General features: G+C 65.6%; 21 protein-coding genes. 18 read left to right on the forward strand and 3 right to left on the reverse strand.

Annotated elements, in window-relative coordinates:
• Window positions 1–169: 169 nt before the first annotated feature.
• From ACIQ3Q_RS03275 to ACIQ3Q_RS03325, 11 genes are all read left to right on the forward strand, one after another.
• Window positions 170–1,012 carry an MBL fold metallo-hydrolase gene (locus ACIQ3Q_RS03275; protein WP_396267543.1) on the forward strand — a complete coding sequence of 281 codons (843 nt, stop codon included), beginning with the start codon at window positions 170–172 and terminating at the stop codon, window positions 1,010–1,012.
• A gap of 13 nt (window positions 1,013–1,025) precedes the next feature.
• Complete coding sequence (locus ACIQ3Q_RS03280) at window positions 1,026–1,739, forward strand: ATP-binding cassette domain-containing protein (protein ID WP_396267544.1); 714 nt, start codon at window positions 1,026–1,028, stop codon at window positions 1,737–1,739.
• 21 nt (window positions 1,740–1,760) lie between these two features.
• Complete coding sequence (locus ACIQ3Q_RS03285; protein WP_396267545.1) at window positions 1,761–2,735, forward strand: PQQ-dependent catabolism-associated beta-propeller protein; 975 nt, start codon at window positions 1,761–1,763, stop codon at window positions 2,733–2,735.
• Window positions 2,732–3,880, forward strand: coding sequence for a branched-chain amino acid ABC transporter substrate-binding protein (locus tag ACIQ3Q_RS03290; RefSeq protein WP_396267546.1), 1,149 nt, complete (start codon window positions 2,732–2,734; stop codon window positions 3,878–3,880). Before ACIQ3Q_RS03285 ends, ACIQ3Q_RS03290 begins: the two co-directional genes overlap by 4 nt.
• Window positions 3,877–4,698, forward strand: coding sequence for an ABC transporter permease (locus ACIQ3Q_RS03295; protein WP_396267547.1), 822 nt, complete (start codon window positions 3,877–3,879; stop codon window positions 4,696–4,698). The genes ACIQ3Q_RS03290 and ACIQ3Q_RS03295 overlap by 4 nt, the downstream gene beginning before the upstream one ends.
• Window positions 4,695–5,336, forward strand: coding sequence for a MotA/TolQ/ExbB proton channel family protein (locus ACIQ3Q_RS03300; protein WP_396267548.1), 642 nt, complete (start codon window positions 4,695–4,697; stop codon window positions 5,334–5,336). The genes ACIQ3Q_RS03295 and ACIQ3Q_RS03300 overlap by 4 nt, the downstream gene beginning before the upstream one ends.
• Window positions 5,337–5,339: 3 nt before the next feature.
• Window positions 5,340–5,942, forward strand: a complete 603-nt coding sequence (locus ACIQ3Q_RS03305; RefSeq protein WP_396267549.1) for a hypothetical protein — start codon at window positions 5,340–5,342, stop codon at window positions 5,940–5,942.
• The gene (locus tag ACIQ3Q_RS03310; RefSeq protein WP_396267550.1) at window positions 5,942–6,439 is read left to right on the forward strand and encodes a hypothetical protein; all 498 of its coding nucleotides are present in this window, start codon (window positions 5,942–5,944) and stop codon (window positions 6,437–6,439) included. Before ACIQ3Q_RS03305 ends, ACIQ3Q_RS03310 begins: the two co-directional genes overlap by 1 nt.
• A gap of 12 nt (window positions 6,440–6,451) precedes the next feature.
• Window positions 6,452–7,174 (forward strand): hypothetical protein, encoded by a 723-nt coding sequence (locus ACIQ3Q_RS03315; protein WP_396267551.1) that lies wholly within the window; start codon window positions 6,452–6,454, stop codon window positions 7,172–7,174.
• Entirely contained in the window at window positions 7,165–8,154 is a 990-nt protein-coding gene (locus ACIQ3Q_RS03320) for a Bug family tripartite tricarboxylate transporter substrate binding protein (RefSeq protein ID WP_396267552.1), read from the forward strand. The genes ACIQ3Q_RS03315 and ACIQ3Q_RS03320 overlap by 10 nt, the downstream gene beginning before the upstream one ends.
• Before the next feature lie 79 nt (window positions 8,155–8,233).
• A complete protein-coding gene (locus ACIQ3Q_RS03325; RefSeq protein ID WP_396267553.1) occupies window positions 8,234–9,028 on the forward strand; it encodes a sulfotransferase in 795 nt (264 codons plus the stop codon).
• Between the two features lie 2 nt (window positions 9,029–9,030).
• Here ACIQ3Q_RS03325 and ACIQ3Q_RS03330 read toward each other — a convergent pair whose 3' ends face one another.
• On the reverse strand, window positions 9,031–10,479 hold the full coding sequence (locus tag ACIQ3Q_RS03330) for a sensor histidine kinase (protein ID WP_396267554.1): 1,449 nt from the start codon (window positions 10,477–10,479) through the stop codon (window positions 9,031–9,033).
• Window positions 10,480–10,670: 191 nt separating this feature from the next.
• Between ACIQ3Q_RS03330 and ACIQ3Q_RS03335 the strand changes: the two genes are divergently transcribed.
• Genes ACIQ3Q_RS03335 through ACIQ3Q_RS03365 form a run of 7 tightly spaced genes read left to right on the forward strand, consistent with a single transcriptional unit; the run spans window position 10,671 to window position 18,615 of the window.
• The gene (locus ACIQ3Q_RS03335; RefSeq protein WP_396267555.1) at window positions 10,671–11,570 is read left to right on the forward strand and encodes a BadF/BadG/BcrA/BcrD ATPase family protein; all 900 of its coding nucleotides are present in this window, start codon (window positions 10,671–10,673) and stop codon (window positions 11,568–11,570) included.
• Window positions 11,571–11,599: 29 nt separating this feature from the next.
• On the forward strand, window positions 11,600–12,745 hold the full coding sequence (gene nagA, locus ACIQ3Q_RS03340) for an N-acetylglucosamine-6-phosphate deacetylase (protein ID WP_396267556.1): 1,146 nt from the start codon (window positions 11,600–11,602) through the stop codon (window positions 12,743–12,745).
• On the forward strand, window positions 12,735–13,745 hold the full coding sequence (locus ACIQ3Q_RS03345; protein ID WP_396267557.1) for an SIS domain-containing protein: 1,011 nt from the start codon (window positions 12,735–12,737) through the stop codon (window positions 13,743–13,745). Before nagA ends, ACIQ3Q_RS03345 begins: the two co-directional genes overlap by 11 nt.
• A 1-nt stretch (window position 13,746) precedes the next feature.
• A complete protein-coding gene (gene nagZ, locus ACIQ3Q_RS03350; protein ID WP_396267558.1) occupies window positions 13,747–15,279 on the forward strand; it encodes a beta-N-acetylhexosaminidase in 1,533 nt (510 codons plus the stop codon).
• Window positions 15,280–15,314: 35 nt separating this feature from the next.
• The gene (locus ACIQ3Q_RS03355) at window positions 15,315–16,613 is read left to right on the forward strand and encodes an MFS transporter (protein WP_396267559.1); all 1,299 of its coding nucleotides are present in this window, start codon (window positions 15,315–15,317) and stop codon (window positions 16,611–16,613) included.
• A complete protein-coding gene (locus ACIQ3Q_RS03360; protein ID WP_396267560.1) occupies window positions 16,610–17,533 on the forward strand; it encodes a glycoside hydrolase family 16 protein in 924 nt (307 codons plus the stop codon). Before ACIQ3Q_RS03355 ends, ACIQ3Q_RS03360 begins: the two co-directional genes overlap by 4 nt.
• Entirely contained in the window at window positions 17,533–18,615 is a 1,083-nt protein-coding gene (locus ACIQ3Q_RS03365) for a heparan-alpha-glucosaminide N-acetyltransferase domain-containing protein (RefSeq protein ID WP_396267561.1), read from the forward strand. The genes ACIQ3Q_RS03360 and ACIQ3Q_RS03365 overlap by 1 nt, the downstream gene beginning before the upstream one ends.
• 33 nt (window positions 18,616–18,648) lie before the next feature.
• On the opposite strand, the gene ACIQ3Q_RS03370 is transcribed toward ACIQ3Q_RS03365, so the two are convergent.
• Together ACIQ3Q_RS03370 and ACIQ3Q_RS03375 are read right to left on the reverse strand one after the other, a co-directional pair.
• Window positions 18,649–19,902: a tetratricopeptide repeat protein gene (locus ACIQ3Q_RS03370; protein ID WP_396267562.1), complete on the reverse strand. Its 1,254-nt coding sequence runs from the start codon at window positions 19,900–19,902 to the stop codon at window positions 18,649–18,651.
• Window positions 19,903–19,997: 95 nt separating this feature from the next.
• Window positions 19,998–21,791, reverse strand: a complete 1,794-nt coding sequence (locus ACIQ3Q_RS03375; protein ID WP_396267563.1) for an EAL domain-containing protein — start codon at window positions 21,789–21,791, stop codon at window positions 19,998–20,000.
• Between the last annotated feature and the right edge of the window lie 97 nt (window positions 21,792–21,888).

Consider the following 21,888-nt stretch of genomic DNA (forward strand, 5'->3'; position numbering starts at 1 on the left):
GGCGACCCGATGTTCGGAATCACATTTCGACCCATTCCATCAGCCTGTACCGTCGGCACAAGTCTTGCACCGTGTGTCAGTTATCGCTCACATAGAGCCGCACCGCACACGCTCTCTGCTTCATGCCATTGACTGACATCTTCGCACCTGCGCCGGGAGAACGCCGCCCATGAAGGCCGTGATTCTTCAAGGCGCTGCCAGCGCTCCCCCACCTCCTGCGGCCCTGGCGCATACAGCACGCACATCGCTGCGCAAAGGCCCGTCCGTGGGCCGCAGCCCGCGCGACAGTGCGCCCACCAGCCGGCATGGCGTGGTGGCACTGTCTGACACGGGTGCCCAGTGGGTGCTCGTCAACATGGCCGCCAATGTGGCAGACCGCCTGCAAGCCGATGCCGCCGCCAGCAATCACATCGGCTGGTGCGCGGCCCAGCACCGCGCCATCGTGTTGACCGACGCCCAAGTGGACCATGTCGCGGGCCTGCTCTCCTTACGAGATGGCAGCCCCATCGACCTGTACGCCACCCCTGCCGTCTTCGAGGCTCTGAGCCGCAGCCTGCCGGTGTTGCCCCTGCTGCAGCACTATTGCGGCGTGCATTGGCACATCATCCCCGTGGCGGGTGAAACTCAGTGCGCCAGCTTCCGCATTGAGCAACTGCCACACCTGGAGTTCACCGCGCTGGCCACCCAAGGCCCCACACCGCCCTATCTGGCCGAGCACGAGACCCAGTCTGCCGCCGGCCACAGCATCGCCATTGCGGTGCGAGACCGAGACACCGGCCAGCGCCTCTTCTGCGCCCCCGGCGCGGTGGCCTTGGGCTATACCGAACTGGATTGGATGCGCAGCGCCGACTGCGTGTTGATTGACGGCCTGACCACCTGGCCGGCCGACGAGCCCGAAGACGACTGGCAAGCCCGGCGCAAAGTCTTGCTGGGTGTACCGCCGCGCGCGCAAGGCGGGGCTTGCCCCGATGGCTTTGAGTGCGCCAGTGATGGCATGGTGATCGACCTCTGACCCATCCTCTCACATGCTTCACCTCACCGCCCTGACCAAGCGCTATGGCCAGCGCACCGCGCTGAACCAGCTCAGCCTGGCCCTGCCTGCGGGCCAGTTCACGGCCTTGCTCGGCCCCAATGGCGCCGGCAAGTCCACGCTGTTTCAGGTGCTGACCGGCCTGTTCGTGGCCGATGCGGGCGAGGCGGTCGTCGCGGGCCATTCCTTGCGCACCGACGCGGTCAAGGCCCTCAAGCACATGGGCGTGGTGTTTCAGCAGATGTCGCTCGACCTGGACCTCAGCGTGCGGCGCAACCTGCAGTTCCACGCGGACCTGCACGGCCTGCCCCGCAAAGTCGCGCAGCAACGCATCCAAGAAGGCTGCGAGGCATTGGGCACGGCCGCTGACTTGGACCGCTCAGTGCGCGAACTCTCTGGTGGCAACCGCCGCAAGGTGGAGCTGGTGCGCGCGCTGCTGCACCGCCCTGCCGTGCTGCTGATGGACGAGCCCACCGTGGGCTTGGACCCCAAGTCGCGACGCGACCTGATGGCCGCCGTGAAGGCCGACGTGGCCGCGCGCCAAACCACCGTGCTGTGGGCCACCCACTTGGTCGAAGAGGCCGAAGCCGCCGACCGCGTGGTGGTGCTGCACAAAGGCCAACTGCTGGCAGATGGCCGCCCCGACGATGTTCGAGTCACCCTGAGCGGCCCCACCTTGGAAGCCGCCTTCATTCACGCCACCCAATAGGCACACACCTAGGAGACCCTGATGACACGCCTTGCCCTCCGCACCACCTTGGCCGCTGCCGCCGCCCTCGCCATGGCCTCAGCCGCCGTCGCCCAAACCGCCTGGGTCTCCAGTGAGAAGGACAACACCCTGACCTTGGTGGACTTGAAGACCATGGCCGTTACCGGCACCGTCGCCACCTGCAAGCGGCCCCGGCACATGCAAATCGCCCCCGGCGGCAAGCAGTTGATGGTGGCCTGTGGCGACTCTCAGCAGGCCGATGTGATTGACCTGGCCACCAAAAAATCTACCGCCAAGATCGCCCTGGGCGACGACCCCGAGATCTTTGATGTCTCGCCCGACGGCAAGACGCTCTACGTCAGCAATGAGGAAGACGCCGAAGTCGGCGTGATCGACATTGCCAGCAACAAGCGCAAGAGCGCCATCAAGGTGGGCGAAGAGCCTGAGGGCGTGCTGCTCTCCAAAGACGGCAAAACGCTGTATGTGACCTCCGAAGTCGCGTCATTGGTGCATGTGATCGACACTGCCACCGGCAAGGTCACCCACAACGTCAAGGTGGGCAAGCGCCCGCGCCGCTTTGCCCTCACGCCCGACGGCAGCCAACTCTGGGTCAGCAATGAGTTGGGCGCCAGCGTCAGCATCCTCAGCACCAAAGACCACAGCGTGCTGGCCACGCTCAAGTTCGCCGTCAAGGGCGCCCGCGAAGCCGACATCACCCCGGTCGGTCTGTTGATGTCGGCCGACGGCAAGCAGGCCTTCGTGGCCTTGGGCAAGGCCAACCATGTCGCCTTTGTCGATGTGGCCAGCCGCAAGGTGACTCAACTGGTGCTGGCTGGCAAGCGCGCCTGGGGCTTAGGCGCCAACAAGGCCGGAGACAGGCTCTTGGTGGCCAATGGGCTGTCGGATGACTTGACCGTGATTGATGTGCCCAACGCCAAAGCCCTCAAGACACTGGCCGTGGGCCGTGTGCCGCACAGCGTGGTGGTGGTCGAATGAGGCTGCTGGCCAGCACCCTCCTTCTCTTAGGGGCGGCCAGCGCTGAGGCTGCCGCCTTTAAGGCCACACTGCTGGTGCTGGACGACGACCCGCGCCTGCAACGCAGCCGTGTGGAGCGCGCCTACCTCGGCCACCCCACTGGCCCAGCGGCCGATGCGGTGGCCGTGGCGATCAAAGAGTCGACGTTAGAGCTGGACGCCGCCGGGGCCAGCCTCAGCATAGCCACCGTGGCGGCTGCCGATGTGAAGGGCCTGCAAGAGGCCGCGCGCAAAGCGGAGAAGGCAGGCGCCGTCGCCCTGCTGGCCGACCTGCCCGCCGACGCGCTGCTGGCCGTGGCCGATGCGGTGAAGCTGCCGGTGATCAACCTCAGTGCCACAGACGACCGCCTGCGCCAGCAAGACTGCCGCGCCCAGCTTTGGCATATGGCCCCCAGCGAGCGCATGCGGGCCGACGCCCTGGCGCAGACGCTGGTGGCCCGCAAATGGAGCACCGTGCTGCTGCTGACTGGCCCGAGCCCGGCTGACGCGCAACGTGGCGCGGTGGCCCAGGCCGCACTGAAGCGCTATGGCTTGAAGCTCGCGGCCGCCAAGCCCTTCAAGCTCTCGGGTGACCCGCGCGAGCGCGACCTGGCCAACGCCACCCTGCTGACCCAAGGCAGCCATGAGGTGGTGTGGGTGGTGGACAGCGATGGCGAGTTTGCCCGCAGCCTGCCCTACCGCACCGCCACACCGCGCCCCGTGGTGGGCGACGGCGGCTTGGTGGCCTTGGCCTGGCATGCTCAGTATGAACGTTACGGCGCGCCGCAGGTCTCACGCCGCTTCAGCAAGGCCAATAACCGTGCCATGACAGCGCAAGACTGGCAGGCTTGGTTGGGTGCCAAGGCGCTGGCCGCCGCTGTGATGGCTGCCCCTAAAGGCCCGGCAGCCGCCGTCGCCAAAGCCCTGGCCACGGCAGAGTTGGATGGCTCCAAAGGCGTGGCCATGTCCTTCAGGCCCTGGGACGGCCAACTGCGCCAGACCCTGCTCTTGACCGACGGCCAAGGCGTGATCAGCACAGCGCCCATAGAGGGCATCTTGCACCCCAAGAACGCGCTGGATACCGTGGGTGCGGATGCCCCTGAGAAACTCTGCAAGGCCCGACTGTGACCCACGCCCTGCAAGCACTGCGCGCCATCGTGATGCGTGAGCTGATGAAGTTCATGCGACAGACCAGCCGCTTGGCCTCCGCCGTGGTGCGCCCGCTGCTGTGGCTGGCGGTGTTTGCGGCGGGCTTTCGCAATGTGTTTGGTGTGGCCATCAATGAGCCCTACGACACCTACATCCCTTATGACGTCTACATCGCCCCAGGCCTGATCGGCATGGTGCTGCTGTTCAACGGCATGCAGTCCAGCTTGGCCATGGTCTATGACCGCGAAATGGGCCTGATGCGCCTGCTGCTGACCGCCCCGCTGCCCCGCTGGTGGATCTTGTTCGCCAAGCTCAGCGCCACTGCCATTCTCAGCCTGCTGCAAGCCGCCGCCTTTATCGCCGTGGCCGCACTGCTGGGCACCACCCTGCCGCTGTGGGGGCCACACACCCCCATGGTGCTACTGGCTGCCGTGAGTGCGGCGCTGATGCTGGGCGCCTTGGGGCTGCTGCTGTCGGTACACATCAAGCAGTTGGAGAACTTCGCCGGCACCATGAACTTTGTGATCTTCCCCATGTACTTCATGTCCACCGCGCTCTACCCGCTGTGGAAGTTGGAAGAGTCCGGCGCCGAGTGGGTCTGGTGGATCGCCAGCGTCAACCCCTTCACCCACGCCGTGGAATGGCTGCGCTTTGCGCTCTACGGCAAAGACCCCGGCCTGGCGCCCTATGTGGTGCTGGGCACGCTGGCCGCCTGCTTTGCGCTGGCCGCCTGGGGCTATGACCCGCAGCGCGGCTTTGGGGCGCTGGCCAAGCGCGGCCCAGGGAGCACCCCGTGAAGTTGCTCTCTTGGCCCCTGGTCTCGGTGAAAGATGCTGCGGAACGGCTGTTTTGGGCCTGGGCCCTCTCGGCTGGCTTGGTAGCCTTTGGAGCGGCCTGGATGCAGTATCGCGGCCTTTGGCAGACCTTGATCCAAGGCGACCCCAGTGGCATCAGCTTAGGACTGCTGGCCTTGAGTGTGCTGACCACAGCCTGGTGCGGCCGCCGGGCCTGGGTGCTGCGCCAGCAGGCCCAGGCGCCCGCTGCCGACACCCACTCGTCCTGGCGCGCAGCCTGGCGGGCCGACCGCCGCCAAGCCCCAGACTTGGCCGCCAGCCTGCTCTCCGAGCGCAGCCACGGCCCTCACGAGACCGCCTGGTGGCTTGCCGCAGCCACCATCAAGCTGGGCCTGCTGGGCACGGTGGTGGGCTTCATCGTCATGGCCACCCAGATCGGCCGCTTGCCCACCTTTGACATCGACCAAGTGCAGACCTTGCTGCAAAAAATGACGCAAGGCATGGCGATAGCGCTCTACACCACGCTCTTGGGGCTGATGGCCAACCTCTGGCTGGGCCTGCAACTGCTGCTGCTGGACCGCATGGCCGACCGCATCGTGGCCGACATCGTGGCCGAGCCACTGGCTGAGCCCGAGGCCTGAGCCATGGCCTTGCTGCGCCAACGCCGCCACGACGAGATCGATCCGTTCAGCGATCTCTTGTTCAACACCTTGTTGGCATTCGTCATGCTGTTCGCGGTGGCCTTGGTGGTGATGAACCCCAAGGCCAAGACCGGCGTGATCGACGCCAAGGCCGAGTTCATCATCACCGTGACCTGGCCCGACCTCAACCCCAATGACATCGACACCTGGGTTGAGGACCCGGCGGGCAACAAGGTGTGGTTCCGCACCCGTGAGGGCGGCATGATGCACCTGGACCGCGACGACAGAGGCCTGGCCAACGACACCCTGGTGATCAACGGCCAGCAGGTGGTCAACCCGCTCAACCAAGAGGTGGTGACCGTGCGCGGCTTTGCGCCGGGCGAGTACACCGTCAACCTGCACTACTACGACACCAAAAATGGTGAACCCGTGACGGCCACCGTCTCGGTGGTCAAAGTCAACCCGCGTGCCGAAGTGGTGTTCTACGGCAGCGTGGACCTGGCACGCAAAGGCGATGAAGCCACGGCCGCCCGCTTTGTGGTCAACCGCGACGGTGGGGTCGAAGGCGTCAACACCCTGCCCAAAACGCTGATCGAGAGGATGTGATGGCCACTGACGCTTTGCTGTGGACTTACGTCGCCCTGGTCTTTTTGGTGGGCCTGGCCTGCGTGGCCTCGGCCTGGCCCCGGGCGCTCAAGGCCGTGCTGGTGCTGGCCACGGTGGGCCTGTACTTTGGCGCCGAGCAGGCGCTGGACGATGTTTGGGGACGCCCCTCACGCGCCGCCCTGCCCGAGCGCTTTGTGCTGCTGGCCGCCGTCATTGAAGAGCCCAGCAAGACCAAGCCCGGCGCCCTCTTCGTCTGGGTCAATGCCCTGGAAAACGGCAAGCCCCTGGCTGAGCCGCGCTCCTACCGCCTGCCCTACACCAAAGACCTGCACAGCCTGCTGAACGAAGGCCTGAAAAAGGTGCGGCAAGGCGTGAGCCAGATGGGCACCGCCGAGCCAAAGCGCGGCCCCAAGGGCTTCTCTTGGTTGCGCCCCGGCAGTGACGAGCAGGAGGTCAAGATCCGCGACCTGCCCATGCCGCAACTGCCTGAGAAGTGAGGCTCAGCCATCATGTTTGCCGCCGCCCTCCGCACCCGTGCAGCCCCGCTGGTGGCAGGGCTGTGCGTGGGCTTGAGCGCCTGCGCCCCCAAACCAGTGGGCCATGACCTGTTCCCTCTGGGAGAGGGTCATCAATGGCGTTATGACGTGAAGACCGAGTGGGAGAACAACGTCGTCGAGCATGAACCCTTGGTGATGGAGACCTTGGGCCAGAGCCCCTTGGACGACGGCCCGGCGTGGCTGCGCCGCAGCGACGCCGGCATCAGCTACTGGCTGCGCGGGGACGAAACAGGCATTTACCGCGTGGCCACCAAGAGCGAGCTGGACGCCGACCCGCGCTACGACAAAGAACGCCGCTACGTGCTGAAGGCCCCGCTGACCGCAGGCAGCACCTGGCAGAGCGACACCACGGCCTATCTACTGCAACGGCGGCAAGAGTTCCCCCGCGAGATCCGCCACACCCACCCCGCCGTCAAGATGGTCTACAGCATTGAGGCCACCGGCTTGGTGGTGGACAGCCGAGCCGGCCGCTTTGAAGGCTGCCTCAAAGTAAAGGGCCAAGCCAGCCTGCGCCTGTTTGCCGACCCCGTGGTGGGCTGGAGAGACATGACGCTGACGACCCAAGAGTGGTACTGCCCCGGCGTGGGCTTGGTGCGCCTGGTGCGCGAGGAGCCCGCCAATTCCACCTTCCTGACCGGCGGCACCTTGACCATGGAGTTACTGGAATGGAAATGATCACCCGCCGCCGAGCTTTGAGCCTGGGCATGGGCGCGGGCCTGGCCGCCTTGGCTCCGCTGGGCAACCGAGCCCAGGGCGCCGAGCCCGCCTTCCCCAGCCGCCCCATCACCTTGTGGGTGCCCTGGCCTGCGGGCGGCGCCACCGACCTCACCATGCGGGTGCTGGCCGAGGCCGCCGGCCGCCATCTGGGCCAAAAAGTGCTGATCGAGAACCGCCCCGGCGCGGCCGGCACCCTGGCCATGCCCGTGTTGCAGCAGGCCGCCCCCGACGGCTACACCATTGCGCAGCTGCCCCAACCCGCCCTGCGCGCACCTTGGACGCAAAAAGTCCTGTGGGACCCGATCCGCGACACCACCCCTTTGCTGCAACTCAGCGGTGTGACCTTCGGCATCTTGGTGCCAGCCGCCAGCCCGATCAAGACCCTGGACGACCTGTTCGCCCTGGCCAAAGCCAAGCCGGGCGAGATGAGCATTGCCACCAACGGCGTGGGCACCACCCCGCATGTGGTGATGGACGAACTGTTGGGCCACAAAGGGCTGCGCTATGTGCACGTGCCCTACAAAGGCACGGCCGAACAGATGCTGGCGGTGTCCTCCGGCCAAGTGCAGGTAGGCGTCAACTCCAACGGCTTTGCGCCCTATGTAGACAGCGGCAAGCTGCGGCTGATCGCCACCTTTGCTGAACACCGCACCAAGCGCTGGGCCCAAGTGCCCACGCTCAAAGAACTAGGCCACGGCATCGTCGCCACCTCGCCCTACGGCCTGGTCGGCCCCAAAGGCCTGCCCAGCGCGGTGGTGCAAGCCCTGCACGACGCCTTCAAAGCCGCGCTGTTCGACCCGGCCCATGTGGCCGAACTGGCCAAGTACGACCAAGAGCCACTCTACTTGGGCTCAGACGACTACGGACGCAGCCTGCGCGAGGCTTATGCGGCGGAGAAGCGCACAGTGGACAGGCTGGGGCTGGCCAAGGCGAATTGAGGGCTGTCAAGCCCCCCAAGTTCGTGGGCGCTCGCAACCCTGGCTGCATTGAAAATGCCAGCATCCACTTAAGCCCACCATGAAACTCATCGTCGTCTTCGCCACGCATCGCAGTGGCACCAATTACCTCGGGTCGGTGCTGAAGCAGCGGCCACAGATGTTCAGGCTGGGGGAGTTGTTTCACCCCCAAGAGGCGTATGGCCTGCGGCCCGCCCATTTGCAGCGCCTGGGCAAGTTGGCCTCTCAAACCTTTGCCAAGGCCAATGACCCGGCCCTCTTGGCATGGCTGCATGAACACCCTGTCCAGGCCGTGCAAGCGCTGTATCAAATGGCAGAGCGCAAGGAGCGTGAGGCCATGTATTTCAAGGTCTTCTTCAGCCACTTCACCACCCCCGTGGTGGGCACGGTGGCCAAGCTGGCAGGCCTGCCGGGGTTTACGCCCGTGGTGCTGCAGCGGCGCCCGCTCGACGTGTACATCTCCAACGCCAAAGCGACCCAGGTCGGCTCTTGGCAAAAGGCCGACACCACCGATTTGCGCATCAAGCTCAGCGCCAAGCACTATGCGGAATGGGCTGAGAAAGCCCGTCGTTGGTACGCACAGGTCAATGAAGGGCTGAAGAAGGCAGGCGCTACCCCGTGGCGCTGCACCTACGAGCAAGACGTGGACATGGCCCCCGAGGCCTTGGCCGCTCATTGGGCCACGCACTTGGGGCTGACACCACCGGCCAAGCTGGACACCAGCAAAGTGCTGGCCCGCCAAGACCGCAATCCCGATTGGCGGCTCAAGGTCAGCAATGCCGCTGACTTTGAGCAGGCTTTGCGCCAAGCCAATTTGTGGGACGAAGCCCTGGGCGGCTTTGCCGGGCCGCGCTGATCTCAGGCCGGCACCGGCACGGCTGCTGCCAAGCGCAAGCCGGGCCGGGGACTCCCCGTGTGGGCCGGTCCGATCTCCAAGTCTGCACCCCAGGCCCACAGCCGCTCTTTCAGCCCCGCCAAGCCATGGCCGCGCTGCAGCGCGTGCTCGGGCTGAGGCTCTCCTCGGCCATCGTCTTGCACGGCCCAGACAAGGCGCGCAGCTTGGCTGGGCACTTGCTGCCACTGCAGGCTGAGGCGCACCACCTGGGCCTGCGCGTGTTTGGCGGCATTGGTCAGAGCCTCTTGACTGATGCGATAAATCATCAAGATCAGGTCACGCGGCAGCGGCTCCTGCGCGTGGTCGCCCAGGTCCAACTCCACACTCAAGGCGAAGCCCGCACCGGCGCTGCGCCGCCAGGCGGTCACCAGTGATTGCAGCAAGGTCTGCAGCGTGGCCACAGTGCAGGCCTCGTCGCTCACGGCCAAGGGCCGCAACTGGGCCAAGACCGATCCAATGTCTTGCTGAATGGCCGCACAGTGTTGATCCATCTGCTGCACCACCGCCTGCAACTCAGGCGCTTGCGTGGTTTGGCGCAGCAGCCAACGAGTGTCTAGGCGCAGTGCGGTGAGGCGTTGGCCAAATTCGTCGTGCAACTCGCGCGCCAAGTGGGCGCGCTCCTCTTCTTGCAGGCCCAAGACTTGTTGGGCTAGGCGGCGGCGCTCAGCGTCGGCCTGGGCCAGTGCAGCATCCAAGTGGCGCAGGGCCGCAGCCAAGGCCTCCAACTCGGCGATGGGCATGGGCGGCAAGGCCTGCACCTCAAAGTGGCGCTGACCCGGTTGGGCGTGCTCCAGCCCTTGAATGGCGGCCAAAAGGCGCGACAAAGGGGCCAAGGCGCGGCGCGTGTTCCAGGCCATCAAGGCCAGCAAGGCCAGAGCCATCAAGATCAAGACCCCGCTGGCCTGCAGCAAGGACTGCAGGGCCTCGTGTTGCTCACTCTCAGGCGCCGCGCCCAGCACCACCGACCACGGCTGCCCCTGTGGCCGCGCCAGGGCCCACGCCACAGTGAAGGGGTCGTCCGCCTTGAACAAGTGCGCTTGCAGGCCAGGCCACAGGCTGGCTACTGTGTTGGGCCGCGTGGCGTCTGCGGCCTCTGCGGTGGGGCCTGCCTTCAAAATCAGCCCGCCCTGGGCGTCCAGCACCCTCAGGTTCAAGTGCCGCAGTTCGCTCTCTGCCGCCCATTGCTGCAAGGCCCGCGCGGCCTGGGCATCGTCCAACAGGCTCAAGGTGCTCAGGCGCTCCACCAGGACCGCCACCGCCTTGGCCCCGTCCAATTCATCGGCCACATCGTCGCGCATCCCCAGCAGACCCAGGCCCAAAAGCGCGAGCACCCCAAGTGCGACCACCCCTACGGCACGACGCAGAATCTGACCCGGAAGGTCCAAACGCAAAGGAGCAGAAGGAGAAGACATAGACCGGTCACGCAGCACCACAGAGCTTCTATGATGACTCAAGCGCGAAGGCCGCTATCAGCAGTCGACTGGTATTGGTTCGGTCGTCTCGACAAAAATCACTCTACCGTTTGCTGTTTGAGGGTTTGCCGGCTTGCTATGTGGTCCCATCTGGTACTATAGTGGCATCACTTTAGCGCCCCTTCTGTTTCATGAGCCACCCTCCCCCCAGCCTACCGCCCTACCTGATCGGCATTGACGGCGGCGGCACCGGCACTCGGGCCCGCCTGGTGTCCAGCGATGGGCGTGTCTTGGCTCATGGTGCGGCCGGGCCCTCTGGCCTCAGCCAAGGTGTGGAGCAAGCTTGGCGTCATGTGCAGCACGCCATTGCTCAAGCCTTTGCCGCAGCCCAACTGCCGCTGGCCACCCCGGGCGACTGCGCTTTGGGCCTGGGCTTGGCAGGCGCCATCTCCCCAGCCAGGGCCGAGGCCTTTTTGCAAGCGGCTCCGCCCTATGCTTTGCTGGCGCTGGAGTCTGACGCAGCCACAGCCCTGCGTGGCGCGCATGCCGGCCAGCCCGGCGTGGTGCTGGCCTTTGGTACGGGCAGTGTGGGCGAGGCACTGTTGGCCGATGGCCGCAAGCTTTCCGTGGGCGGCTGGGGCTTTCCGTCGGGTGACGAAGGCTCAGGCGCTTGGCTGGGCTTACGCGCAGTGCAAATCGCCCAACAGGCCCTAGATGGCCGCCGCTTGGCTGGCGCTTTGGCCCAAGCTGTTTGGCAAGCCACAGGCGCCGGCCGCCAAGCCTTGTTGGAATGGTGCGGCAGTGCAGGCCAGCGCGCCTATGCGTCGCTGGCCCCGCTGGTGTTTGACGCCGCCGAGGCCGACCCTGCGGCCAGCCGATTGCTGCAAGAAGCGGTGAATGCCTTGATCCAAATGGCCCAAGCGCTGGACGCCTCGGGCCGCCTGCCCCTGGTCATCACCGGCAGCGTGGGCCAACGCCTGCTGCCGCTGCTGCCCCACGAGTTGCTAGACCGCTGTGTACCCTCTGCAGGCGACGCCGCCGATGGTGCCCTTCAATTGGTGCGCGAACGCCTCGCCCACCGCCCACGCTGACGCCTGAGTGCTCTGCGACAGGCCTGACCATGACATCCCAAAATTCTCATCCACAACGCTTGGACGGCGACATCCTGACGCCCCAGGGCTGGCGCCGGGGCTGCGCCCTCCTGAGCCAAGGCCGCATCACTGCGATTGACGGCCCCTTGGTTACCGAGCCTGAAGTGCGTGCCGCACGCCGCACGCTCATCCTGCCGGGTTTTGTCGACCTGCATGTCCACGGTGGGGGTGGCTTCGACACCATGGAAGGTGGCCCGGCCATTGCCCACATTGCGCGCATGCATGCCCGCCACGGCACCACCAGCCTGCTGGCCACCACCATGACGGCCCCGATGAGCGAGCTGCGTCAGGCCATGACCGCCTTGGCCCCCACCATCGCCGGCCCGGCCGGAGGGGGCGCACGCGTGCTGGGCGTTCACCTTGAAGGCCCCTACATCAACAGCGGCAAGCTGGGGGCACAGCCCGACTTCGCCCGGCCTGCATCGGTCGATGAAGTCCTGGCCTTGCATGCCCTGGCCCCCATTCGGCTGATCACTTTGGCGCCTGAGATGCCTGGGCATTTGGACATGATCGAACCGCTGCGTGCGGCCGGGTTTGTCGTGCAAGCTGGGCACAGCAACGGCACTTATGAAGACGGCGTGGCAGCCTTGGAGCGCGGTGCCAGCGGCTTCACGCATTTGTTCAACGCCATGTCGGGCCTGCACCATCGCGCCCCGGGCATGGCCGGTGCCGCGCTGGCCCATGCGCGCTTTGCAGAGGTCATCCCGGACCTGTTGCACGTACACCCCGGGGCTTTGCGCGTGGCACTGCGGGCCATTCCCTGCCTCTACTGCGTCACCGACTCCACGGCCGCTGCGGGCATGCCCGACGGCGAATATCGCCTGGGCCGCCACACCGTGACCAAGTGCCTGGGCGGCGTGCGCCTGGCCGACGGCACCTTGGCTGGCAGCACGCTGACCATGGACCAAGCCCTGCGCAATTTGGTGGGCTTAGGGCTGGAGATCGAAGACGCCTCGCGGCGCGTCTCCACCTATGCCGCTGAGTTTTTGGGCCTGCCCGACCGCGGCCACCTCAGCCCTGGGGCCATGGCTGATGTGCTGGTGCTCAACCCGGAATTGCAGATTCAACGCGTCATTGTCGAAGGAGAAGAGATTGACCTCGCGCATGAGGGCTGAAGCCCTGGAAGCCCCCCACGCCGTGGCCCGACAGTTGGCCCAGGACGCTGGCACGTACCGTGCCCTCGGGGCCGCTCTTCGCAGCCAAGAGCCTAGCGCCGTGCTGACCGTGGCTCGCGGCAGCTCCGACCACGCTGCCAGCTATATGGCTTACCTGACCATGGCGCGGCTCGGTCGCTTGGTCACCTCCTTGCCCATGTCGGTGATCACGCTCTACAACTCCCGCTTGCGCTGCGAGGGCTTGGTGTCGCTGGCGTTTTCGCAGTCGGGCCAGAGCCCAGACCTGATCGCGCCCACCCGCCGCTTGCGGGAAGGCGGCGCACGTACCGTGGCCCTGGTCAATGACGTGAACTCCCCACTGGCCGAAGCAGCCGAGTTCTTGTTGCCTTTGCACGCGGGGCCAGAGCTGAGCGTGGCCGCCACCAAGAGCTACCTCTGCCAGTTGGTGGCCGGTGCCCGTGTGGTCGCAGCTTGGCAAGACGATGCCGCGCTGAGCGCTGCCCTCGAAGCCCTGCCCGAGGCGCTGACCAAAGCCGCGCAGGCCGACTGGTCGCTGCTGCCCGAGGCGCTGCTCAGCACCGACAAGCTGTTTGTGATCGGCCGTGGCCTGGGCCTGGCCGTGGCCCAAGAAGCCGCCTTGAAGTTCAAAGAAACCTGCGGCATTCAGGCCGAGGCCTTTTCGGGCGCTGAAGTACGCCACGGCCCCATGGCCTTGATCGACGCAGGCTACCCGCTGCTCGTGTTTGCACCGCGCGGCCCGGCCCAAGCGGGCTTGCTGTCTCTGGCGCAAGACATGCGTGCGCGGGGTGCTCGTGTGTTGCTGGCTGCCCCAGCAGGCACGCCCGGCGCGCAGTTGCCACTGAGCCCCACCGCCCACGAGGACCTGGACGCCATTGCCGCCATCCAGAGCTTCTACCCGGCCGTCGAAGCGCTGGCGCGCGCCCGTGGCGGCGACCCCGATCAACCCCCTCACCTGGCCAAGGTCACGCGGACCCACTGACATGAGCAGCTCCACTCGCACCTCTCTCAGCCCCAGCTTCAACATGCCCATGCCCAGCTTTCATCCTGGCCAACTGGTGATGGTGGACATCCCCGGCAAGACCCTGGCCCCGGAGACCGCCGCCTTTCTGCGCGACCACCGCGTGCGCGCCGTCTGCCTGTTCCGCAAGAACCTGGGCACCGAAGACGAGATCCGCCGCCTGACGGCCGACCTGGCCGCCGTGCTCGGCCCCAAGGCACTGATCGGCATTGACCAAGAAGGCGGCTCGGTGATCCGCGCCACCTGCATGCCCCAAGCCCCGGCCGCCATGGCCCTGGGTGCGGCGGATGACGAAGCCCAGGCCGAAGCCGTGGGCGCGGCCGTGGCACGCGGCCTGCGCGCCTTGGGCATCAACTGGAACTTTGCGCCGGTGCTGGATGTCAACTCCAACCCCGCCAACCCCGTGATCGCCGAGCGCAGCTTTGGTGCCGACCCGCACCGCGTCGCCCGCTTGGCTGCGGCCTGGATGCGCGGCTCCCTGAGCGAGGGCGTGGCCTGCTGCGTCAAGCACTTCCCCGGCCACGGTGACACCCATGTGGACTCTCACCATGCCCTGCCCACGGTAGACAAATCGCTGGCCGCGCTTGAAGCGCTGGAGCTGATCCCCTTCCGCGCCATGGCGCAAGGCGAGAACGCCGCGCCTGCGGTGATGACCGCCCACATCGTCTATCCCCAACTCGACCCCCTGCACCCTGCCACGCTGTCGCATGCTGTGCTGACGGGCGTGCTGCGCCAGGCCCTGGGCTACCAGGGTGTGGTGATCACCGACGCGCTGATGATGAAAGCTGTTTACGAACGTTATGGCCATGCCCGAGCCGCTGTGCTGGCCCTGCGTGCCGGTGCCGACATGCCACTGGCCCAAGGCACCGCAGCCGAACAAGCGGCGGCGATCGAAGCCATTGGGCAAGCCCTGGTCGAAGGCGACATCGATGAAGACGCCGCGCTGCAAGCCTGCGCGCGTTTGGATGCCCTGGCCCAGCGCTTCCCGCTGCAAACCGTGCCCTATGCGCCCGAGCAACGCGCTGCTGACGATGAGTTGATGCATCTGGCGTGGGCGCGCGGCTTGTGCGTGTTGCGCCAGGCCCAACCCCCTGCACACGACGCCGCCTTGCGCGTCATCACCCAAGCGCGGGTGGACAGCGACGGCGTCTCTGAAGCAGGTCTACCCGCCTCTGAGGTCATGGCCTTGTTTGAAGGCTTTGCCAATGTCGAGTACGTGACCTTGAACGACCTCGCCGTCTTGGAGCCGCACCATCTGCCTGAAGACGGCCGGCTCAACATCCTGGTCAGCAACCACCGAGCGCGCTACGCCCAAGGCGCCCGCGTGGCTCAACCCCATCTGCACTTGGCCTTATGGAACCCCTTCCAGGTGCTGGACATCGCCGCACCCGCTGTGGTGAGTTGGGGCTATGCGCAAGGCGCGCTGCGGGCCGTTAAATCGTGGCTCAAGGGTGAGTTGGTCGTCAGCGCCACGCCGCCCGTGCCGCTGCCCTGATCTCGAACCACACCACAACATCGTTGGAGCACCGCATGGGCCTCACCGCAGCCGCCACCCGATCACCCGCGACATGGGTGTTGAGCCTTTACTTCGTGCAGGGCTTGCCCTTCTTCATGGTCAATGTGGTGGCGGGGCTGATGCTCAAGAGCATGGGCGTGCCCAATGAGGAGATCACCCGCTGGACAGGCCTGCTGGGCCTGGCCTGGGTGTTCAAGCCCTTGTGGAGCCCTATCCTGGAGTTGGCCCCTAGCAAGAAGTGGCTGGTGATCGCCTTTCAAGGCCTGGGCGCGGTGGCCCTCACCTTGGTGGCCTTGTCGCTGCACTTGCCCAACTTCTTTGTGGCTTGTATTGCGCTGTTGGCCGTGGTGTCCATCGCTTCGGCCTCGCATGACATCGCCTGCGACGGCCTCTACATTGCCACCCTCAGCGCCAAGCAACGCGCCATCTGGGCCGGCTGGTTGGGTGCGTGCTTCAATGGTGCCAAGCTCTTCGCCATGGGCGGCTTGGTCATTCTGGCCGGGCATCTGGAAGGCCGCATTGGCGTCATCGGTGCTTGGGCCACGGTGTTTGTGCTGGCCGCTGCGGTGATGGGCGTGTTGGCGGCTTATCACGTCTGGGCCTTGCCCGACACGCGTGAAGCCACCGCCGCCCCCACTGGCAACAGCCTGGGCGGCACTTTGGGCGAGGTGATTCGCAGCTTCTTTCAGATCAAGGGTGTGTGGCTCGCCATTGCCTTCATCTTGCTGTTCCGAGCGGGTGAGTCTCAAGTGCAAGCCATTGGCCCGCTGTTCTTGAAAGACGCCACCAATGTTGGCGGCCTAGGACTGGGCACCAGCGAGGTGGGCTGGTCCTACGGCACGGCGGGCACCCTGGCCTTTCTGGCCGGCAGTGTGTTGTCGGGTTACTTCACCGCTTGGTTGGGCTTGCGCCGGGCCATGGTGTGGTTGGTGTTGGCCATGAATGTGCCCAACCTGGCCTTCTACCTGATGGCTGTGTTCCAACCTAGCGCGCTGTGGGTGATCTCGGCTGCTGTGAGCTTGGAGACCTTTGGTTATGGCTTTGGCTTTGTGGCGGTCATCTTGTTCATGATGCAGTTCGTCGAAGGCAGCAAGTACCAAACCGCGCACTACGCCCTGGCCACCGGCGTGATGGCGTTGGGCTATGTGATCTTCAAAACCATCAGCGGTGATGTGCAGCAAGCGCTGGGCTATCAAAACTTCTTCTTGGCCGTGGTGCTCTCTGCCGTGCCCGTGTTCGTTCTGCTGCGTTGGCTCCCCATCCGCGACGAACAAGCGGCGGCCCCAGCCCCCGCAACAGACGCCACCGCATGAAGACTCGGTTCCTCGTCGGCGGCGCCTTGGGGCTAGCGCTGGCGGCATCTCTGGCCGCGCAAGCTGCCAACACGCCTGCCCCGCAACGCTTTTTTGACGACTTCAGCCAAGCCAGCATTAGCGCACTGAGCCAGCAGGGCTGGATGGTGCGCACCGCCACTGGCCACCCGGGTGTGCCGGGCGCACGTTGGTCGGTCGAGGGCCTGAGCTTGGTGAAAGACCCGCAAGCGCCCAGCCAGCAGTGGCTGCGCCTGAGCGCACGCACCGATGGCACCCCCGAAGGCACCCAGCAGACCCAGCTCTGCCAGCCGCGCAAGTTCCTGGAAGGCACCTATGCGGCTCGCGTGCGCTTCACTGACACGCCCGTGCAGGGCGAAGACGGCGACCCGGTGATCCAAACCTTCTATGCCGTCTCTCCGCTAAGGCATGACTTCGACCCCGAGTTCTCAGAAATTGACTGGGAGTTCTTGCCCAACGGCGGCTGGGGCAGCCCCACGCCGCGCCTCTATGGCATCACCTGGCAGACGGTGCGCCTAGAACCCTGGCTGGCTTATAACGATAAGTTTGAGCTGCCAGAGGTCAAGGCCGGTTGGCACACCTTGGTGGTCCAAGTGATGGGCGGCCAAACCCGTTGGTTTGTGGATGGTCGCCCGGTGGGCCAGCATGGTGGGCGCAATTACCCCGTCGTGCCCATGGCGCTGAGCTTCAACCTCTGGTTCTCGCCCGGCGGCTTGCTGCCGCCCAGCACCACGCCGCGGGTCTATGAGCAAGATGTGGACTGGGTGCTGCATGCACGTCAAGTCGCCTTGAGCCCCGCCCAAGTCGAGCAAGAAGTGCAGCGCCTGCGCCAAGCCGGACACGCCGCACTTGACGAGCTTCCCCCCGCCCCTGCGGAGCTGGCCCATCGCTGCGATTTCTGATGCGCTTGCCAGCCATTGATGCCCTGCGGGGCTGGACCGTGGTGGCCATGTTGGTGGTCAACAACCCGGGCGATTGGGGCGCTGTGTATGCGCCCTTGCTGCATGCCCAGTGGCATGGCTGCACGCCTACTGACCTGATCTTCCCCTTGTTCTTGTTCCTGGTCGGTGTCGGCCTGGCGCTGGGAGGGCCTCAGGCCAGTGAGGCCCCTGAGCTGCGCGCAGCGCAAGGCCAGATGCTGCAGCGTGGCCTGAAGCTCATCGCCGTGGGCTTGGTGCTGCACCTTATCGCGCACTGGGCGCTGGACACCCGCAGCTTCAGGCCCGCCGGCGTGCTGCAACGCATTGGGCTGTGCGTGGCACTGGTCGGCGCCTTCAGTCTCAGCCGCTTCGGCCGCAGCCCACACGGGCTGCTCATCGCCCTGTGCGCGGTGTTGTGCGCACACAGCCTGCTCTTGCTGATGGGTGGCTCGCTGAGCCATGAGCTGCGCTTCCACCATTGGGCCGCCAGCCTAGACACCTGGGCCTTTGGCACCCACAACTACGAGTGGCAAGCCAGCCTACAGCGGGGCCTGGACCCAGAAGGCCTGCTCAGCAGCCTGGGCGCGGTGGTCAGCACCGGCCTAGGTTTGAGGGCCGGGCGCGTGCTGCGCCAGCTTGGCGCCCCGGCGGCGCAAGCCCCCTTGTTGAAGCTGGCCGCAGCGCTACTGCTGCTGGGAGGGCTCGGTCAGTGGCTGATCCCGTTCAACAAGACCTATTGGACGCCCAGCTATGCGCTGTGGACGGGGGGCTGGGCCACGCTGGCCTTGTGCGGCGCCTTCGTGCTGCAGTCGCTGGCGCCCCAGTGGCTTTGGGGTCAGCGCTTTGGCCGCCACGCCATCACGGCTTATGTCTTGGCCTGGCTGGGCGTGTGCGTCTTGGGCGCCACCGCCTGGCAGGCGCCGCTATGGGCAGCGCTGCAGCACGCGCTGGGGCCGGGCTGGCCAGCGCCGGCCGTGTCCTTGGTCTGGGCGCTCAGCTTCTTGCCCCTCTGGTGGGCGGTGCTGCGGCTGATGGACGTCCGTGCTTGGCGCTGGCGGATTTAGTGCAATGCTGAAAGAGTCCTTCGCAGCGCTGCCTTAGCGCGCTTGAGAGCGCAACCAGGCCTGCCACAAGCGAGCCAGTTCGGCTGAACCATCGGCCCCCTTGATGCTGTCCAGCACCTTCACGGCTTCGTCGTTGTTGCCGGCCTTGACCCAAGCCCACGCCAAGTGCAGGCGCGCTTCCTCGGGCTTCTTCACACCGCCACGGGCCAGGCCATCGGCCAGCGCCTTGGCCGCGTCGGCGGGGTTGCCGGCCGACACCATGGCTGTACCGACCAAGGTCAGGGCATTGCCGTCTTTGGCAGCTTGCGCTGCACTGCGGTCACCGCCCAGTTGGGCCTTCTCTTTTGCTGAGGCTTTGGCCGCCTTGTCGCGCAGTTTCTGGTGTTCGGCAGCATTTGGCCCGCTGCCCAGGCGGCCTGCCTGGGTGCCCGCTTCCAGGGCCAGCAAGGCCTCGGTGAACAGGCCGCCCTCCATGGCCAAGACCGCCAATTCCAGGTCTTCGGCTTCTTCACGCAGGGCGCCGGAGGCCTGCTTCAAGCGCAAGAGGTCCAAGGTCAGGCTGTCGTTGAAGCCGGGACGCGTGGAGACACGGCTGAGCAGTTGAGCCCAAACCTCAGGCTTGGGATACAGCGTCGCTTGCCGCTCCAGGGCCGCATAGACGCCCGCCTCGTCGTTCGCTTTGGCATAGGCGCTGACCAACAAGCGCAGGGTCGCTTCAGAGGGCTTTCGGCCAGCCGCCTCGTCCGCCTGCAGCAGCGGCAAGAGCTCCTTGGCCGCTGCAGTGGCATCACCGCTCAGATAAAGCGCCTGGGGCAACAGGGCGCGCACGGCGGCGTCTTGCCCGCCCTCTTGGACATAGCGGCGCAAAGTGGCGGCTGCTGGGCCGTATTGACGCAATTGCAGGTGCGCGCGCGCCAGAGTGTCCAGCAGTGAGGGCCGATCAACGGCAGGCGTCAGGGGCGAGGCCAGCGCGGCCTCGAAGGCCGCCACCGCCACGGCCAACTCATTGGCTTTGAGCGCTGCGACCGCGCGTGTGCGGGCGATGAGATAACGCTCGTAGTCATTGAGCGATCCCACCTGCTCGGCCACCCGCAACTCTGCCAATGCCTCCAAGGATTTGCCGGCCTTGAGCAGGTCTTGGGCCAACTGCAAGGGTTTGGCCACCTCGGCTCGCGCCGTCGGCGCAGGGCTAGGGTTGGCCGCTTGCGCCCAGAGCACGGGGGCGGTCGTGGCCATCAGCACGGCCAAAGAAACTCGGCGCAGCGCGGGGAGAGCGAAAGCAGTCATGGGAGGGTGCAAAGCTAGTGTTCGAAGCGGACAGGGGCTTCAGCGCCCCAGCCAAACCCGCGAGTTTGTCACAGCGATCGGGTTACAGGGCGGTTTCAAGTGGGGCCAAAGCGCTGTGCGAGCTGACTCATCATGTCTGGCACCTGCTCTGGCGGCACGGGCTTGCCCACCCACCAACCCTGGATCGCAGTGACGCCGCAATGCGCCACAAAGTCGCGCTCGGCCGCAGTCTCTACACCCTCGGCCACCACCTCATAGCCCAGCCGGTGCAGTGTGCTGCAAATCTCTCGGTAGAGCAGTTCGCCGCGCGGCTCCACCGCAGCCTCTAAGAGCGAGCGGTCCACCTTGACCACATCGATCTCCGCACTGTGAAACAGCGCCAAATTGGAGTAGCCCGTGCCAAAGTCATCCACAAACACCCGAACGCCAGCGGCACGCAGGTCAATGAGCCGGGCCCGCACTTGCTCAGGCTCATCGATCAAACTGCTCTCCAACAACTCCACCTGCAATTGGCCCGGTGGGAGCTTGGCCAAGGTGCTCATCAGCCGCGCAAAGGATTCGGCATTGCACAGCGTCGCTGCGGTCAAGTTCATGGCGACGGGCACATTAACACCTTGCGCATGCCAGCGCTCCATGTCCTCGACCACCCGACGGACGACCCACAAGTCGAGCAGGTCGCCAAAGCCCACACGCTCCAATGAAGGCAAGAAGCGCTGCGGCGCGATGGCCCGCCCCGCAGAGTCCTGCAGACGCAGCAAGGCTTCAAAGCCTAAGACCCGCCCGGAGTGGACATCCAGTTTGGGTTGGTAGTGCATGCTGAGTTGGCCTTCGCGCAACAGCTTGAGTGCGGCCTGTGCTTGCCGGCTCCAATCATGCTGGGCCTCTTGCCTTTTGACAAAGCGCGCCTCAGAGAAAAGCTCCAGGCCCGGCCCCAGGTTCATGCGGTTGGCCAGGTCCCACGCGGCCTCACCCAGTTGCTCTTGCTGAACCCAGCGTTTGACAATGGGGCGATAGATCAGCACCGAGAGCCCAAACAAAAAGACCTGCAACGCCCACACCCTGTCAGATGGAGCACTCATGAACAGAGGCTTGAGGAAATGCGGAATCACCCAGGCCACATCCCAAGAGCCGGTGGCCCGTATCCACTGCCACTCGACCACCACCAAATAGGTCACCAAGGCGTTGAGCGTCGGGCACAGCACGAAGGGCAGAAAGAACACCCAGTTGCCGACCACCGGCAGGGCGAAGGTCAGCACCTCATTGATGTTGAACAGATGCAAGGGCAAGGCCCAACGCCACACTCTGGGGCCGGGCTTGCGCCGCTGATACCAGACCAAGCAAACCAGCAGGGCCAAGGTGGCGCCGGAGCCGCCGATGTAGTTGAAAGTCCGGTCGAGGTCACTCAGCATGACGCCAGGGATCGCCTGCGTGACATCGAGGGCATTGCCCGTAGCCCAATCCATCACGCCAGCACCGTTCATGCCCATCCACCAGGCTACGTTGCCCAAGGCCGTCAACAGCACCACACCGAGCCACAGGGGTACCCACTCAAAGATGCCGGCCAGCGGACCCGTGCTGCCAGGCAGTAAGGTCGCGGGCCAAGCCAGCAAACACAGCGAGAGGGCGAATGGCGTACCGTTGGCCAAGGTGCGGGCCATCGCGGGAGAGGCCTGGCTGAGGTCGTTGAACTCCAACTTCGGCAATGCACGCCGAACCAAACGCATGCAGGCGACGGAGGCACTAGGCAGGGCCACCGAGCCCAACATCATCCAGCCCCAGCTCTGCGTCTGCGTGCCAGTGTTCAGCGAAGCCAGATAGGCCAAGATCATCAGCGACAGTGTCAGGACGACGATATAGATCGGGTCGTCACCATAGGTGTCACGTCTCATGTGATCATTGGCCGATTCGAAGCTGGCCGCTACTTCAGGCCAGAGCTGTCCTGAGCGAGTTGCTGGCTTCGATCCCAGAGAGTTCATCATAGCCAGA

Source organism: Ideonella sp., assembly GCF_044358605.1.
Taxonomy (GTDB): domain Bacteria; phylum Pseudomonadota; class Gammaproteobacteria; order Burkholderiales; family Burkholderiaceae_C; genus Ideonella.